Raw genomic sequence first — 16,388 nt, 5'->3', positions numbered from 1 at the left:
CCGCTCACGCGGTCGAGTTGAACAAGACACCATCATGCGGGCCGGCCTGGCTCGCGAAGGAGCAGAACCATGGCAACCCAGGAAGACACCCACGTCGTCGCAGAGCCCCGCACCGAGTTCGGCAAGGGCGCAGCCCGCCGCATCCGTGCCGCTCACAAGATCCCCGCGGTCATCTACGGCCACGGCACCGACCCGCAGCACGTCACGCTGCCCGGCCACCAGGTCTCCCTCATCCTCCGCAAGGCGAACGCCGTGCTCGAGCTCTCGATCGAGGGCAAGGAGCAGCTCGCCCTCGTGAAGGACGTGCAGAAGGACCCGGTGCTCCAGATCATCGAGCACATCGACCTCATCGTCGTGCGCCGCGGCGAGAAGGTCGAGGTCGAGGTCCCGATCATCCTCGAGGGCGAGTCGTACTCCGGCACCATCGCGACGCAGGACACCAGCACGATCGCCGTCGAGGTCGAGGCCACCCACATCCCCGAGCGCTTCGTCGTCTCGATCGAGGGCCTCGAGGAGGGCACCCTCATCCACGCGAAGGACGTCGAGCTCCCCTCCGGCGCCACGCTGGTCTCCGACCCCGAGCTCGTCGTCGTCGGCATCACCATCCCGGCCGCGACCGAGTCGGAGGAGAACGCCGAGGCCGCGGAGGGCGAGGCCGCCTCGTCCGACGAGAGCGCCGAGTAGCACCTCCCGGTACCACCCCCGTGACGGACGCACCCTGGCTCGTGGTCGGGCTCGGCAACCCCGGGCCCGACTACGCCGCCACCCGTCACAACATCGGCCAGATGGTGGTCGACGAGCTCGCGACGCGCATGCGCGCGAGCTTCAAGCGGCATCGCGCGAACGCGGTGGTCGCCGAGGGACGACTCGTCCCCGGCGGCCCCCGCTTCGTGCTCGCGAAGCCGCTGACGTACATGAACGTCTCCGGCGGCCCCGTGAACGGTCTCGCGCAGTTCTACGGCATCCCCGCCGACCACGTGATCGTGGTGCACGATGAGCTCGACATCCCCTTCGACGATGTGCGACTCAAGCAGGGCGGCGGCCACGGCGGCCACAACGGCCTGCGCGACATCATCGCCGCCACCGGCACCCCCGACTTCCTCCGCGTGCGCACCGGCATCGGCAGGCCTCCGGGCAGGATGCAGGCCGCCGACTTCGTGCTGAAGCCCTTCTCGAAGGAGGAGCGCGAGGCGCTCCCGAACCTCATCGCCGACGCCGCCGACGCCGTCGAGCTCATCGCCGAGCGCGGCCTCACCGCCGCCCAGCAGCAGGTCCACTCTCCTCGCGCGTAGCCCCGGCCTCGTCCGCCGCCCGGGTGAATGCCGCCCTGCGGACCGGCGCGCAGCCCGTGCCCGACGAGCGGAGCTCAGGGGTTGAAGGGGGTGGACAAGGGGTTGGCGTCGGCGACGGCGTCCTCGAAGCGGTGGGTGAACACCTTCGAGACCTCGAGGAGGGCCGTGGCGCGCTCGGCGGCCTCGGCGTTCGCGAGGCGGGCGCGGCCCGCGCCGACGACGCGCTCGTAGCGGTCGACGTCGCGTGCGCTGACGATGAGGGGGAACCCGAAGCGGGCGCGGTAGGCCCGAGACAGGGCGATGGTGTCGTCGAGGTCCTCGTCGGTGAGCGCGTCGATGCCGCCCTCGGAGTGCTCTCGGACGTAGGCGTGCGCGCTGTCGTCGGCGTTCCCGAGGTCGGGGAAGGAGCGCAGCAGCTCGAGCTGCTGGTCGGAGGATCCGCCGAGGATCGCGTCCTGGAACGCCGCGCGCAGCGCCGTGGTGTCGGCAAAGGGACGCCGCGCGTACGCCGCGGCCACGACCCAGGGGGAGTCGTTCACCATCGACCCGAAGGTGCGCGCGAAGGCGGCCTCGTCCATCCGGTTGACCTCATCGAGCGTGACGAGGTCGGCGCCCGGGCGCCCGGCCACACCGGATCCCCGACCGCCGGTGTGGAAGAACAGCAGGTTGAGCAGGATGGCGGCGATCGCACCCAGGGTGATGCCGGATCCGAAGAAGATCGTCGCCCACGACGGGAACGCCGAGGCGATGGCGCCGTACGCGGTGACGAGCCCGGCGAGCCCGAGCGTCGTGCCCACGATGATCGAGTTGCGGTGGTCGCTGAAGTCGACCTTCTGCAGCGTCTGCACGCCGGCGACCGCGACCGCGCCGAAGAGCGCCAGCGCCGCTCCGCCGAGCACCGGATGCGGGATGCCCGCGACGAGCGCCGCCGCCTTCGGGAACAGCCCGAGCACGATCATGATCACGCCCGCGGCCGTCACCACCCATCGAGACCGCACCTGCGTCAGACGCACGAGCCCGACGTTCTCGGCGAACGCCGTGTACGGGAACGAGTTGAAGACGCCGCCGAGCGTCGTCGCGAGCCCGTCGGCGCGGATGGCGGCCGCGATGTCGGCCGGCCGGATGCGCTTGCCCACGATCTCGCCGGTGGCGTAGGTGTCGCCGGTGGTCTCGACCATGGTGATGAGCATCACGACGATCATCGACAGGATCGCCGTGATCGAGAACTGCGGCACCCCGAACGAGAACGGCGTCACGAGCCCGAACCACGGCGACGATCCGACGGCCTCGAAGGAGGCGTCGCCGAGGAGGAACGCGACGAGCGTGCCGAGCACCAGCCCGATCAGCACCGCGACCGTCTGCAGGAACCCGCGGAAGATCCGCTGCACCGCGAGGATGAGCGCGAGCGTGCCGAACGCGTAGGCCAGGTTCTGCAGGAGCAGCCCGCCGTTGGCCAGGCCGTAGTCGAGCGGGGCGGTGGGCACGGTGGAGCCCGACGCGTCGACGACCACGCCGTTGGTGCCCCCGATCGCGCCGTACGTGATGTCGCCGGCCGCGACGGGGATGAGGGCGATGCCGATGATGAGGATGATCGACCCGGTGACGACCGGCGGGAAGAAGCGCAGCAGCTTCACGAACACGGGGGCGAGCGCGATGGTGACGAGCCCTGCGACGATGACCGAGCCGTAGATCGTGAGCAGCCCGTCGATGGAGGTGCCGCCGCCCGCCATCACGGCCGTCCCGATGGCGATCATGGGCGAGACCGCGGTGAACGTCACGCCCTGCAGCAGGGGGAGCTTCACGCCGAAGCGGAACCACCGGCGCCCGAACCCGACTGACTGGATGATCGACGCGATCCCGCAGGTGAACAGGTCGGCGTTGATCAGGTGGATCAGCTGCTCGGTGCTCAGCCCCAGCGCGTTCGCGACCAGGATGGGGACGAGCACCGCGCCGGCGTAGAAGGCCAGCACGTGCTGGAACCCGTAGGCGGCGAGCTTGGGAACGGGAAGGACCTCATCGACGGCGTGACGGCGACGTGTGGTGGTGGAGCTCACCAGAAGAGTCTGCACGACCGGATGGGGCACGGCGTACGCCGACGGCGGAGGCCGACCCGGCCGCGCTGTCGGAGGCCGCGGGTAGAATCGGACGAGTGATCCTTCAGGGCTTGACGCATGCGCTCACGCGCGCCTCCGTGTTCGAACGGGCCCTCGGCAACGCCGGTCGTGCCACCGACTTCTCGGCCCCTGAGGGCCTCCGGGTTCCGCTCCTCGCCGGTCTCCTCGAGCGGCGCGCCGAGCTCGACCTCCCGCAGGCGCTGCTCGTGGTCACGGCCACCGGCCGCGAGTCGGAGGCGGTCCGGGCGGCCCTGGCGTCGTACGCGCCGCACTCCGACGTGGTCGAGTTCCCCGCGTGGGAGACCCTCCCGCACGAGCGGTTGAGCCCCAGCCCCGAGATCGTCGGCCGCCGCATCGAGGCGCTCCGGCGCCTGCGCGACTGGGCGGATGCGCACGAGCGCGGCGAGCATCCGGCGCCTCTCGTGGTGGTCGCCTCGGTGCGCGCCGCGCTGCAGCCCATCGCCGACGACCTGGCCGACCTCGAGCCCATCCGCCTCGCCATGGGGTCGCGCGGGTACGACCTCGCGTCGATCTCCGAGCAGCTCGTGGCGCTCGCCTACCTGCGGGTCGACATGGTCACCCGCCGCGGCGAGTTCGCGGTGCGCGGCGGCATCCTCGACGTCTTCCCGCCCACGGCGGAGCACCCGTACCGCATCGACTTCTTCGGCGACGAGGTCGATGAGATGCGCGCCTTCTCGGTGGCCGACCAGCGGTCGCTGCCCGACGCGGTGGCGGAGGTCGTGCTGGCGCCGAGCCGCGAGCTGCTCCTCGGCGATGCCGTGCGCCAGCGTGCGCGCGAGATGCAGCACGAGTTCCCGAGCCTCGCCGGCATGCTCGAGAAGATCGCCGAGGGCATCCCGGTCGAGGGCATGGAGTCGTTGGCGCCCGCCCTCGTCGACCGCCTGGTGCCGCTCACGCACTACCTGCCGGCGCGGTCCGCGATCGCGGTGCTCTCGCCCGAGCGGGTGGCCACCCGCTCGATCTCGCTCGCCGAGACCAACCGCGAGTTCCTCTCCGCCGCCTGGCTGGCGGCCACGGCCGGCGCCCAGGCGCCCATCGACCTCGCCGCGGGCGAGTTCCTCTCGCTCAACCAGCTGCGCGACGCCGCCGGCGTCGACCGCGCGTGGTGGACGGTGAGCGAGTTCCAGCAGGGTCCCGACGAGGTGCTGCCCGAGCACCGTGAGCTCGAGGAGCACCTCACGGTGCGGCTCGACGGCGAGACGGTGCCGAGCTTCCACGGCAACGTCGACGGGGCGATCGACCACGTCGCCCAGCGCACGAAGGAGGGCTGGACGGTCGTCGTCGCCGCGGTCGGCCAGGGGCTCGTCGAGCGCGCCGTCGACGTGCTCGCCGAGCAGGGTGTCGCCGCGGTCGCGGTCGACGACGTGCCCGACGAGCCCGAGGCGGGCAGCGTCTACGTCGTGCGCGCGGCGGTCGAGCGCGGCTTCGAGCTGCCCGCCGACCGCCTCGCGCTTCTCAGCGAGACCGAGTTCTACGGCCGCACGGTGGGCTACGAGGCCCGCCAGGTGAAGAAGCTGGCGTCGAGGCGCAAGAACGTCGTCGACCCGATGCAGCTGAAGACCGGCGACTTCGTGGTGCACGAGACCCACGGCATCGGCAAGTTCCTCGAGCTCACCCAGCGCCAGGTCTCGAGCGGCGGCCGTCACGCCGTGAAGACCACCCGCGAGTACCTCGTGCTCGAGTACGCGCCGTCGAAGCGCGGATACCCGGGCGACAAGCTGTACGTGCCCACCGATCAGCTCGACCAGCTGTCCCGGTACGTCGGCGGCGAGGCGCCGAGCCTGTCGAAGATGGGCGGGAGCGACTGGTCGGCCGCGAAGGGCAAGGCCCGCAAGGCGGTCCGCGACATCGCCGTCGAGCTGGTAAAGCTCTACTCGGCGCGCATGGCGTCGAAGGGCCACGCGTTCGGCCCCGACACCCCATGGCAGCGCGAGCTGGAGGAGGCGTTCCCGTTCGCCGAGACGCCCGACCAGCTCACCGTGATCGACGAGGTGAAGGCCGACATGGAGCGGCCCATCCCCATGGATCGCCTCCTCTCGGGCGACGTCGGGTTCGGCAAGACCGAGATCGCCGTGCGCGCCGCGTTCAAGGCGGTGCAGGACGGCAAGCAGGTCGCCATGCTCGTGCCTACGACGCTGCTCGTGCGCCAGCACCTCGAGACGTTCCAGGAGCGCTTCGCCGGCTTCCCCGTGCACCTGAGGGCGATGAGCCGGTTCCAGACCGACAAGGAGGTCCGCGAGACGGTCGCGGGCCTGGCTGACGGCACGGTCGACGTCGTCATCGGCACCCACCGCATCCTCACCGACAACGTGGTCTTCAAAGACCTCGGGCTCGTCATCATCGACGAGGAGCAGCGCTTCGGCGTCGAGCACAAGGATGCGCTCAAGAAGCTCAAGACGAACGTCGACATCCTCGCGATGAGCGCCACCCCCATCCCGCGCACACTCGAGATGGCGGTGACCGGCATCCGCGAGATGTCGACCCTCGCCACCCCGCCGGAGGACCGGCATCCCATCCTCACCTTCGTCGGGCCGTACTCCGACAAGCAGGTCGCCGCGGCCATCCGCCGCGAGCTGCTGCGCGAGGGTCAGGTGTTCTTCGTGCACAACCGGGTGCAGTCGATCGGACGGGTGGCGGCGAACCTCGCCGAGCTCGTGCCCGAGGCGCGCGTCGCGGTGGCGCACGGGAAGATGAACGAGCACCAGCTCGAGCAGGTGATCGTCGACTTCTGGGAGCGCAAGTTCGACGTGCTCGTGTCGACGACGATCATCGAGACGGGCATCGACATCGCCAACGCCAACACCCTCATCGTCGATCGGGCCGACAAGTTCGGCCTCAGCCAGCTGCACCAGCTGCGCGGTCGTGTGGGCCGCGGTCGTGAGCGCGCCTACGCCTACCTGCTGTGGGATGAGAACAAGCCGCTGTCCGAGACCGCGAACGATCGCCTCTCCACACTGGCGGCCAACAACGACCTCGGCAGCGGCATCCAGGTCGCGCTGAAGGACCTCGAGATCCGCGGTGCGGGCAACCTGCTCGGCGGCGAGCAGGCCGGTCACATCGCGGGCGTCGGGTTCGACCTCTACCTGCGCATGATCGGCGAGGCGGTGTCGACGTTCCGCGGCGACGTGGCGGAGGGGCAGACCGAGCTGCGTCTCGAGCTGCCGGTCGACGCGCACATCCCCGAGGAGTACGTCGACAGCGAACGGCTGCGTCTCGAGGCCTACCAGAAGATGTCGACGGCCAGTGCGCCGACCGCCTCCGACGACACCATCGACCGCGTGGTCGAGGAGCTCATCGACCGCTACGGCCCTCTGCCCGAGCCGGTGGTCAACCTCGTCGCCGTCTCGCGGCTGCGACGGATGGCGCAGAAGGCGAATCTCGGCGAGGTCGTGGCGATGGGCTCGAACCTGCGGGTGGCCCCGGCCGACCTGCCCGAGTCGCTCCAGGTGCGGCTGCGCCGCATGTACCCGGCGGCGAAGCACTTCGCGGCGACGAACTCGGTCTCGGTGCCCATGCCCGTCGTCAACGGGTCGCCGCTGGCCGATGCGGAGCTCATCGAGTGGGTCTCGAACCTGATCGACACGATCTTCGCGCCCGCGGTGGCCTCGACGTCGTCTGCTCCGGCGTCGGCCACGACCCCCTCGGCCTAGGCCACGCGGGCGCGCCTCCGGGAGCGGGCGGAGCGCGCCGCGAGCACGCTCGCGGCGGCGACGATCGAGAGGCCCGAGCCGAGCAGTACGGCGAGGGTGCCCTCATCGATCACCTCGGCGCTGTCGCGGAACGCGAGCTCGTTCATGAGCAGCGACACCGTGAACCCGATGCCGCCGAGCAGCCCGACGGTGAGCAGGTCGCGGAGGGGGAGCCGCTCCTCGACGGCGGCGCCTCGGGACGGGCGGAGCACGATCCGCTGGCCGAGCCACCCGGCCGCCGTGATGCCGAGCAGCTTGCCCACGGGCAGCGCGACGAGGATGCCCCAGAACGCCGGGCTCAGCTCGCCGACGCTCACCTGCGGGATCGCCACCAGGGCGGCCGAGAACGCGAACAGCGGCAGGACGAGCCCGTTCGAGAACGGTTCGAGCACGTGCGCGGCCCGGGAGCCCTGGCGCTGGGGCAGGACGAGCCCGAGCGCCACGCCGGCGATGGTGGCATGGATGCCCGACTGCAGCACCGCCCACCAGACCAGCAGGGCGACCGCGACCATGAGGAGGATGAGCGGTCCGCGCATCCGGCCGCGCTTCAGCAGCACGCCCAGGAGGGCGAAGACGATCACGCCGACCGCGGCGCCGACGAGCGCCACCAGGTCGATGCTCGAGGTGAAGAACAGCGCGATGATGAGGATCGCGACCAGGTCGTCGAGCACCGCGAGGGCCAACAGGAACACCCGGACGCCGGAGGGCAGGCTGCGTCCGAAGGTCGCGAGCACGCCGAGTGCGAAGGCGATGTCGGTCGCCGTCGGCACCGGCCAGCCGTTCGCGAGACCCTCGCCGAAGCCGCCCGTCGCGCCCACGACGCCGAGGAACACGACCGCGGGCACGGCGATGCCGCCGATCGCGGCGATGCCGGGCACGACGGCCTTCGAGAACGAGTCGAGCGACCCCTCGGTCAGCTCGTGCTTCAGCTCGATCGCGACGATGAAGAAGAACACGGCGAGCAGCCCGTCGCTGATCCAGTGACCGATCGACAGCTCGATGCCGAGCGCGGGCAGGTCGAGGTGCGCGGCCTTCGCGTCGAGGAGGAAAGGCCCCGCGGCGCTGTTGGCCAGGACGAGGCCGAGCACGGCGGCGAGGAGCAGGAGGACGGCGGCGTTGCGCTCGGAACGGATGACGCTCATGAGGTCCGATCTGGGGAGGGCGGCGCGGGCGCACTGCGCCCCCGTGCCGACCAGACTTCCCGGCTCACCGCATCCCAGTCTACCGGGCACCTAGGGTGGGGTCTGTGATCGAGGATGCGACGACGGACGGACCCACCCGACTCGACGAGCTCATCGAGGTGGTGCACGTGCTCCGGCCACCCGGCGGATGTCCGTGGGACGCCGATCAGACGCACGAATCGCTCGTCCGCTACCTCGTCGAGGAGACCCACGAGCTCATCGACGCCATCGAGACCGGCGACCGCGACGCCATGCTGGAGGAGCTCGGCGACGTGCTCTACCAGGTGCTGTTCCACGCCGACATCGCCGCGGCCACGCCGGGGGAGGCGTTCGACCTGCAGGACGTCGCCGCGCACATGACCGCGAAGATGGTCGGCCGGCATCCGCACGTCTTCGGCGACGCGCACGCGGAGACGGCGAGCGACGTGGAGGCGGTGTGGGACGACCTGAAGGCGCGCGAGAAGCCCGCGCGCACGAGCGTGCTCGACGGCATCCCGATGGGCATGCCCTCGCTCGCCCTCGCCGACAAGCTGCTCGGGCGCGCCGAGAAGGTGGGTGTGGCCGCCCCGGGGCCGGTCGTGGAGTCGCCCGCCGACGAGGAGGAGCTCGGCGTTCTGCTGCTGCAGCTCACCGCGTCGTCGCGTGCCCGCGGCCTCGACCCCGAGCGCGCCCTGCGCACGGCGCTGCGCGGCCTGCGCGACGACATCCTGGCTGCGGAGACACCGGCCGCGGACGCCTGACGGGCTGGGCGAGGCGGAGGGCGCCTGAGCTACGCGATCCGCGACTCTCGACCCATCCGACCCGAAGGAGCCCTGGTGGCGCGCCACGCGCCCACCAACGCACCCGCGCCCACGGCGGCCTGCAGGATCAGACCGATGAACCAGCTGGGCGCCCCCGTGCGCAGCGACTCCTCGGCCGTGATGCTCGGGGTGAACTCGCTGTCGCTGTGGCACCAGTCGTGCACCACGTCGCTCTCGGGCGTCTGCTGCGCCAGGCGCACGCCCGAGGCGATGAAGCCGAACACGTCGCGCGGGGTCCCGTACTCGTCGAAGTCTCGGGCCGACGCGTCGGCCACCACCACGTAGGGATTGGCGGCCAGGAAGCCCCAGTACAGGTCGTAGCGAGGGGTCGACTCGTAGCGCACCTCGGGGGCGTCGCACTCCGCGGTCGAGTCACCCGTGTCGGGGTCGACCGTCCACTGCGAGTCGATGGTGGTGACCTTCACCGGCGTCTGCGTCAGCGTCCCCGCGATGCCGAAGACCAGCAGCGTCCCGATCGAGAGCCCCGCGATCACAAGGTACGAGACCACCACCGAGAACAGCGGCTTGCGGATGAGCCCCGAGAGCCCCACACCGATCGCCGACAGCACGCCGAGCTCGGCAGCGAGGATGAGGGTCGAGGAGAGCACCGTGAGCGGCGAGATCTCGCCGAACGCCAGCCCGAGGATGAGGAAGGGGACCGACACCGCGAGGAACACCAGCGAGGTCGCCCAGGCGGCGAGGAACTTGCCGAGCACGATCTGGCCCGTGGTGATCGACGTGACCTGGATCGTGGCGAGGGTGCCCGCCTCGCGCTCGCCGTTGATGGCCGTGCCGCTGAGGGCCGGCGAGACGAGCGTGGCGAGCAGGAGCACGAAGTAGACCACGACGGAGTACAGCACCCCGCCGCCCGCCCAGGCCGCCACGGTCGCCGCAGCGCCCACGGAGAAGACCAGCAGCACGGCCGCGTAGACGCCGAGGATGACGTACCAGGCCGTGCTCCGCACCCGCTGGCGGAGGTCGAGGGTGAGCATCAGCCAGACGCCCGAGAGGTAGCGGCTCATGCGATGCCTCGCTGACGGATGTCGAGGAGCGTGTGCTCGAGGTCGCCCACGGCGGGTGCGAAGGACGTGATGCGGGCTCCGGCGCCGACCAGATCGGCGAGGAGCGCGGCGGCATCGGTCTCGGTGTCGACGAGGACGAGCCAGTCGCGGTCATCGCGCCGCACCCGCTGCGGATGGACGCCGAGCGTGGCGAGCGCTCCGCCGAGGTCGGCCGCCCCCGGGGTCTCGAGCACGCGGATGCGCCACTCGCGGGCGCTGGTGCGAGCGGCGAGCACACGCTCGGCGCTCGCGGTGACCCCGCGGTCGAGGTAGACCGCGTCGTCGGCCATCTCATCGAGCTCGGCCAGGACGTGGCTCGAGATCAGGATCGTGCGCCCGAGCGAGGCGAGCTCGAGCACCAGCTCGCGCAGCTCGATGCGCGCACCGGGATCCAGACCCGACGCGGGCTCGTCGAGGAGGAGGACGGCCGGGTCGTTGATGAGGGCCCGGGCGAGGCTGAGCTTCTGCTTCTGCCCGCGCGAGAGCACCCGGGTGGGGCGGTCGGCCAGCTCGTCGAGCCGGACGGCGGAGAGCACGACGGCGGCGCGCTCGACCGCGTCGAGGCGGGTGCGGCCGTACATGCGCGCCGAGAGCTCGAGCACCGCGCGGACCGTGAGGTTGTTCCAGGAGCCGAGCGCATCCGGCATCCAGCCGATGAGCGGCCGCGCCGCGCGGGGGTCGGCCAGAGGATCGACACCGGCCACCCGCATCCAGCCCGCGTCGGGGCGGAGCAGGGTGGCGAGCATGAGCATGAGGGTGGTCTTGCCCGACCCGTTGGGCCCGATGAGGGCCGTCACGCGCCCGGGTGCAGCCTCGAACGAGACCTGACGGACGGCCTGCACCTCGCCGAACGAGCGTGCGAGGCCGGAGACGACGATGCTCACGGACAACCCCCTCGCCTCCACGATAGGGCCGAAGGGTCACGGAGCCCTGTGAGCAATTGCTCCCCATGCCGATCGGTAACCTTGAGGTCATGGCTTCCCCCGTCGTCCCACCCCGCGGCATGCGCGACTTCCTCCCGCACGAGAAGGCCAAGCGCGAGCGCGCTCTGGGCGTCATCCGCCGCGTGTACGCCGCCCACGGCTTCGACGAGATCGAGACACCCGTGGTGGAGGACTACGACCGCCTCCACGCCGGACTCGGGGGCGACAACGAGAAGCTGGCGTTCAACCTCCTGCGCCGCGGCCTGACGCAGGCCGACCTCGAGGCCGCCGCGGCGGCCGACGACGCCGAATCGCTCGCCGATCTCGGCCTGCGCTTCGACCTCACCGTCCCGCTCGCCCGCTTCTACGCCTCCCACCGCGCCGAGCTGCCTCAGGTGTTCCGTTCGGTGCAGGTCGCGCCCGTCTGGCGCGCCGAGCGCCCGCAGAAGGGGCGCTACCGCCAGTTCGTGCAGTGCGACATCGACATCATCGGCGAGGAGGGCATCCTCGCCGAGGTCGAGCTCATCGCCGCCACCCTCGCCACGCTCGAGGCGCTCGGGCTCGAGGGCTGCAGCGTCCGGATCAACGACCGCCGCATCCTCAACGCCATGCTCGCCGTCTTCGGCTTCGGAGAGGGCGAGGTGGCGCCCGTGCTCATCACCCTCGACAAGCTCGACAAGATCGGCCCGGCCGGGGTCGTCGCCGAGCTGCGCGACCGCGGGGTCTCGGCCGCCTCGGCCGATGCCGTGGAGGCGCACTTCGCGGGCGGCATCGGCGGGCACGTCCCGCTCGACGCCGAGGCCATGCTCGCTGTGCTCCCCGCCGGCGTCGATCGTGCCGCGGTCGACGAGCTCGCGGCCATCGGCTCGGCGCTCGCGGCGGCGGGTGTGGTCGGTTCGCTGACCTTCGATCCGTTCCTCGTGCGCGGCATGGGTTACTACACGGGCACCATCTTCGAGATCGAGCACCCGGAGTTCTCGTTCTCGCTCGGCGGCGGGGGCCGCTACGACGGCATGATCGGCCGCTTCGTGGGCGAGCAGGTGCCGGCCTGCGGGTTCTCGATCGGCTTCGAGCGCATCATCGACCTCATCGCCGACGAGGCGGGGGAGGAGCACACCGCTGTCGTGCTCGTCCACGGGAAGGACGTCGCGCCCGAGCGTCTGCTGACGCTGAAGTCGGCGCTCGTCGCCGACGACGCCTCCCGGGTCAGGCTCGAGCGACGCACGAAGAACCTCGGCAACCTGCTGAACCGCGCCGCCGCGGCGGGCTTCACGCACTTCGCTCAGGTCTCGGAGACCACCTCGTCCGTCGCGGATCTGGAGCTCAAGCCACTTGCATAGCCGAGCTATGTATACTTGTTAGTTGTGACTAACGAACTAACACTCTCCGCACAGGAACCAGAACTCGAGTCACTGCTCTCAGACCTCGTCTCCGTCACGCAGCGCCTCACCCGTCTCGCAGCCCAGGCATCCGGCGACACCACGTCGCCCGCCGTCTGGCGCACGCTCAGCGTGCTCGACACCTTCGGCCCGATGCGGCTCGGCCAGCTGGCCAAGCAGAACCGCGTCAGCCAGCCCACGATGACCAAGATCGTGGCGAACCTCAACGAGTCGGAGTGGATCCGCCGGATCGCCGACGTCGACGACGCCCGCGCCTGGCAGATCGCGCTCGCCCCCAAGGGGGTCGTCGCCCTCGCCGAGTGGCGTCGCAAGGTCGGGTCCGTGCTCGCTCCGCTCTTCTCGGAGCTCGGCCCGGTCGACGTCGACACCCTCTCCCGGGCCGTCGACCTCATCCACGAGTGCACCGACGCCCGCGCGGAGAGCATCGTGAGGGCGGCCTGATGGCGGCCACCGCCGTCGAGCAGAAGCCGTCGCTGCTCCGCCAGCCCCTCGCCGTCTGGGCGGTGGCCTTCGCCTGCGTGATCGCCTTCATGGGCATCGGGCTCGTCGATCCCATCCTCCCGGCGATCGCCGAGGGCCTCCAGGCCACCCAGACCCAGACATCCCTCCTGTTCACCAGCTACCTGGTGATCACGGGTGTGGCGATGCTCTTCACGAGCTGGCTCTCCACCCGCATCGGCGCCCGTCGCACCCTGCTCTTCGGGCTCGCGATGATCGTCGTGTTCGCCCTGGCCGCGGGCCTCAGCCAGAACGTCGAGTCGGTCATCGGCTTCCGGGCCGGATGGGGGCTCGGCAACGCGCTGTTCATCTCCACCGCCCTCGCCACGATCGTGGGTGCCGCCAGTGGCGGCCCCGGGTCGGCGATCATCCTGTACGAGGCCGCCCTCGGCCTCGGCATCGCGATCGGCCCGCTCCTCGGCGGGCTGCTCGGCTCGGTGAGCTGGCGCGGACCGTTCTTCGGCACCGCCGTGCTCATGGCCGTGGCCTTCATCGCCATCGCGACGCTCCTGAAGAAGGATGCGGAGACGCCGCCGACACCGACCCCGCTCTCGGCGCCGTTCCGCGCGCTCCGCCGCCCGGCGTTGGCGACATTCGCGATCACCGCGCTGTTCTACAACATCGGGTTCTTCATCCTGCTCGCCTACACGCCCTACGTCCTCCCGCTGGATGAGATGGGGCTCGGGTTCACCTTCTTCGGATGGGGTGTGGCGCTGGCCATCACCTCGGTCTGGGTGGCGCCGTGGCTCACCCGGCGCATCCCGAAGACCCACGTGCTGTGGGGCACCCTGTTCGTGCTCGCACTCGACCTCGTGGCCGCCGGTCTCTCGACCGGCAACACCGGCGCCCTGATCACGTGCGTGGTCATCGGCGGGCTGATGCTCGGCGTGATGAACACGGTGCTCACGGAGTCGGTGATGCAGGCGACCGATCTGCCGCGGCAGGTGGCGTCGTCGTCGTACTCCGCGGTGCGCTTCATCGGCGGCGCCGTCGCGCCGCCCCTCGCCTCGCTCATCGGCGGTGTGATGGGGGCGTCCGTGCCGTTCTACGTCGCCGCGGGGTCGGTGGTCGTCGCGGCCCTCATCGTGGTGGTGTTCCGTCGTCACATCCGTCACGTCGATCACCATGAGGCGCCTGATCGGCTCGCCGAGGCGGAGGCGATCACGCAGGGCGAGGACCTCTAGCTTCATCGCATGAAATTCTTCAGTCTCTGCAGAAATTAGTTGACGGCCGTCAATGATCGGCGTATCGTTGACGGTCGTCAACTAATTCCTGCAGGAGAACCGTGTCACTGAGAACCCAAGAGCCCGCGCTGGACACCGCGCCGGGCGCCATGAGCCGCCGACAGGTGCTCGAAGCACTGTCCGGACTGCTGCTCGGCATGTTCGTCGCGATGCTCGCCTCGACCGTCGTGTCGAGCTCGCTCCCCAAGATCCTCTCCGACCTGGGTGGCGACCAGGCCGGCTACACCTGGGTCGTCACATCGACCCTGCTCGCCACCACCGTCTCGACGCCCATCTGGGGCAAGCTCGCCGACCTCACCAACCGGAAGCTCCTCATCCAGCTCTCGCTCGTGGTCTTCGTGGTGGGCTCCGGGCTCGCGGGCCTCGCCCAGAACACCGAGATGCTCATCACGTTCCGCGTGCTTCAAGGCCTCGGCGCCGGCGGTCTCACCGCCCTGGTGCAGGTCGTGATGGCCGACATCATCCCGCCGCGTGAGCGCGGCCGCTACATGGGCCTGCTCGGCGCCGTCATGGCGGTCGCCACGGTCGGCGGGCCGCTGCTGGGCGGTGTGATCACCGACTCGGCCGGATGGCGGTGGAACTTCTACATCGCCGTGCCGTTCGCGGTGGTCGCGATCATCCTGCTGCAGAAGACCCTCCACATCCCCACCCGTCGCCGCAAGGTCACCATCGACTACCTCGGCGCCGTGCTCATCGCCGCCGGCGTCTCGACGCTGCTGATCTGGGTGACCCTGGCGGGCAACCAGTTCGAGTGGGGCTCGGCCACGAGCGTCCTCATGATCGTGGGCGCCGTCGTGCTGCTCGGCCTCGCCGTGCTGGTCGAGCTCCGTGCCAAGGAGCCGATCATCCCGATGACGCTGTTCAAGAACCGCACGTTCTGGCTCGCCGTCATCGCGTCGATCTCGGTCGGTGTGGCCATGTTCGGCACCAGCGTCTTCCTCGGTCAGTACATGCAGCTCGCCCGCGGCAAGACGCCCACCGAGTCGGGGCTCCTCACCATCCCGATGATCGCCGGCGTGCTCATCTCGAGCGTCGTGATCGGGCAGGTCATCAGCCGCACCGGAAAGTGGAAGCGGTACGTGGTGACGGGCTCGATCCTGCTCACCATCGGCCTCGCCCTCATGGGCACGATCCGCTACGACACGAGCTTCCTGCTGGTCTTCGTGTACATGTTCGTCATGGGCGCCGGTGTCGGCATGGTGATGCAGAACCTCGTGCTCATCGTGCAGAACGCCGTCGACCCGCGCCAGATCGGCACGGCGAGCGCCTCGGTGGCGTTCTTCCGCAGCCTCGGCGGCACCATCGGCGTGAGCGCCATGGGCGCCGTGCTCGGCGGCCGGATCAAGGACCTCGTGCTCGACGGGCTCCGTGGCCTCGGCGTCGACCCGTCTCAGGCGGGCGGCATCGGCAGCGGGACGATCCCCGACCTCAGCACCCTGCCCGCCCCGTTCCGGACGTTGATCGAGTCGGCGTACGGCGAGGCGGTGGGCGACGTCTTCCTCCTGGCGGCGCCGCTGGCGGTCATCTCGATCGTGGCCATCGCCCTCCTTCCGAACCTGCCGCTCAGCCGACAGACCTCGCAGGAGAAGCTGGCCGCACAGGAGCGGGACACGGTCGTCGCCGTGTCGGCCGCGGAGATCGCGGCCGACACCCGGGGGATCGACCTGGCGGCAGAGACCTCGGAAGCCTCCGACGCTCCCGATTCCGCGTCGGGAGCGACCGCGCCGGGCTCCGGTGAGGGAGGCTCGCGGCCACGCCGATGACAGCCCCTACCCTGGAGGGTGTGACCGACCGTCGACACTCCCTCGCCCGAGTCGAGGACGACATGGCGCGCATCGTGCGATCGGTGCGCGCCGGGATCGTCCGCAACGCGACGGCCTTCTCCCCGGAGATCCAGCCGTCCGGCTACTCGGTCATGGTGTACATCGCCGCCCACCATCCCACCCCGCCGGGGGCGATCGTGGCCCACATCGGGATGGACAAGAGCGCGGTCAGCCGGCAGCTCCGCATCCTGAAGGATCTCGGTTTCGTCACCTCGTCGCCCGATCCGAGCGACAAGCGCGCCGACCTGTACGCCCCACCCCGCAGGCGCTCGACCGACTCGAGCGCCTGCGGGCGGAGGCGAGGGCGGCCTACGAGGACGTCTTCGAGGGGTGGGAGGACGA

General features: G+C 70.6%; 12 protein-coding genes and 1 pseudogene. 9 read left to right on the top strand and 4 right to left on the bottom strand.

The genetic code is table 11. The annotated features are described in order from the left end of the window. The first annotated feature begins 69 nt into the window (after positions 1–69). Positions 70–684, top strand: coding sequence for a 50S ribosomal protein L25/general stress protein Ctc (locus ACFJGV_RS04475; RefSeq protein WP_378147152.1), 615 nt, complete (start codon positions 70–72; stop codon positions 682–684). Between the two features lie 20 nt (positions 685–704). Beyond that, positions 705–1,292 carry an aminoacyl-tRNA hydrolase gene (gene pth / locus ACFJGV_RS04470; RefSeq protein WP_378147151.1) on the top strand — a complete coding sequence of 196 codons (588 nt, stop codon included), beginning with the start codon at positions 705–707 and terminating at the stop codon, positions 1,290–1,292. Between the two features lie 74 nt (positions 1,293–1,366). On the opposite strand, the gene ACFJGV_RS04465 is transcribed toward pth, so the two are convergent. Next, a complete protein-coding gene (locus ACFJGV_RS04465; protein WP_378147149.1) occupies positions 1,367–3,346 on the bottom strand; it encodes a solute carrier family 23 protein in 1,980 nt (659 codons plus the stop codon). A 95-nt stretch (positions 3,347–3,441) separates the two neighbouring features. Here ACFJGV_RS04465 and mfd point away from each other — a divergent pair, with 95 nt between their 5' ends. Then, positions 3,442–7,077: a transcription-repair coupling factor gene (mfd, locus tag ACFJGV_RS04460; protein WP_378147147.1), complete on the top strand. Its 3,636-nt coding sequence runs from the start codon at positions 3,442–3,444 to the stop codon at positions 7,075–7,077. On the opposite strand, the gene nhaA is transcribed toward mfd, so the two are convergent. Continuing rightward, positions 7,074–8,258 (bottom strand): Na+/H+ antiporter NhaA, encoded by a 1,185-nt coding sequence (gene nhaA, locus ACFJGV_RS04455; RefSeq protein ID WP_378147145.1) that lies wholly within the window; start codon positions 8,256–8,258, stop codon positions 7,074–7,076. The two genes, mfd and nhaA, sit on opposite strands and share 4 nt — an antisense overlap. Before the next feature lie 104 nt (positions 8,259–8,362). Here nhaA and ACFJGV_RS04450 point away from each other — a divergent pair, with 104 nt between their 5' ends. After that, positions 8,363–9,037: a MazG family protein gene (locus tag ACFJGV_RS04450; RefSeq protein ID WP_378147143.1), complete on the top strand. Its 675-nt coding sequence runs from the start codon at positions 8,363–8,365 to the stop codon at positions 9,035–9,037. A gap of 29 nt (positions 9,038–9,066) precedes the next feature. Here ACFJGV_RS04450 and ACFJGV_RS04445 read toward each other — a convergent pair whose 3' ends face one another. Together ACFJGV_RS04445 and ACFJGV_RS04440 are read right to left on the bottom strand one after the other, a co-directional pair. Then, complete coding sequence (locus tag ACFJGV_RS04445; RefSeq protein ID WP_378147142.1) at positions 9,067–10,119, bottom strand: ABC transporter permease; 1,053 nt, start codon at positions 10,117–10,119, stop codon at positions 9,067–9,069. Then, the gene (locus ACFJGV_RS04440) at positions 10,116–11,042 is read right to left on the bottom strand and encodes an ABC transporter ATP-binding protein (protein WP_378147140.1); all 927 of its coding nucleotides are present in this window, start codon (positions 11,040–11,042) and stop codon (positions 10,116–10,118) included. The genes ACFJGV_RS04445 and ACFJGV_RS04440 overlap by 4 nt, the downstream gene beginning before the upstream one ends. Positions 11,043–11,131: 89 nt before the next feature. Between ACFJGV_RS04440 and hisS the strand changes: the two genes are divergently transcribed. The 5 genes and pseudogenes from hisS to ACFJGV_RS04415 form a co-directional block, all read left to right on the top strand. Continuing rightward, on the top strand, positions 11,132–12,421 hold the full coding sequence (gene hisS, locus ACFJGV_RS04435) for a histidine--tRNA ligase (protein ID WP_378147138.1): 1,290 nt from the start codon (positions 11,132–11,134) through the stop codon (positions 12,419–12,421). 24 nt (positions 12,422–12,445) lie between these two features. Beyond that, entirely contained in the window at positions 12,446–12,922 is a 477-nt protein-coding gene (locus tag ACFJGV_RS04430; protein WP_378147137.1) for a MarR family winged helix-turn-helix transcriptional regulator, read from the top strand. Further along, on the top strand, positions 12,922–14,163 hold the full coding sequence (locus tag ACFJGV_RS04425; protein ID WP_378147135.1) for an MFS transporter: 1,242 nt from the start codon (positions 12,922–12,924) through the stop codon (positions 14,161–14,163). The genes ACFJGV_RS04430 and ACFJGV_RS04425 overlap by 1 nt, the downstream gene beginning before the upstream one ends. A 149-nt stretch (positions 14,164–14,312) precedes the next feature. After that, on the top strand, positions 14,313–15,986 hold the full coding sequence (locus tag ACFJGV_RS04420) for an MDR family MFS transporter (protein ID WP_378148625.1): 1,674 nt from the start codon (positions 14,313–14,315) through the stop codon (positions 15,984–15,986). Beyond that, a pseudogene (locus ACFJGV_RS04415) lies at positions 15,983–16,276 on the top strand (MarR family winged helix-turn-helix transcriptional regulator); the annotation flags it as partial. The gene ACFJGV_RS04420 and the pseudogene ACFJGV_RS04415, both read left to right, overlap by 4 nt. Positions 16,277–16,388 lie beyond the last annotated feature (112 nt).

It is taken from the genome of Cnuibacter sp. UC19_7 (assembly GCF_042699995.1).
Taxonomy (GTDB): Bacteria; Actinomycetota; Actinomycetes; order Actinomycetales; family Microbacteriaceae; genus Cnuibacter.
The sequence above is the reverse complement of the archived record's forward strand: the minus strand, read 5'-3'. Positions and strand labels throughout refer to the sequence as shown.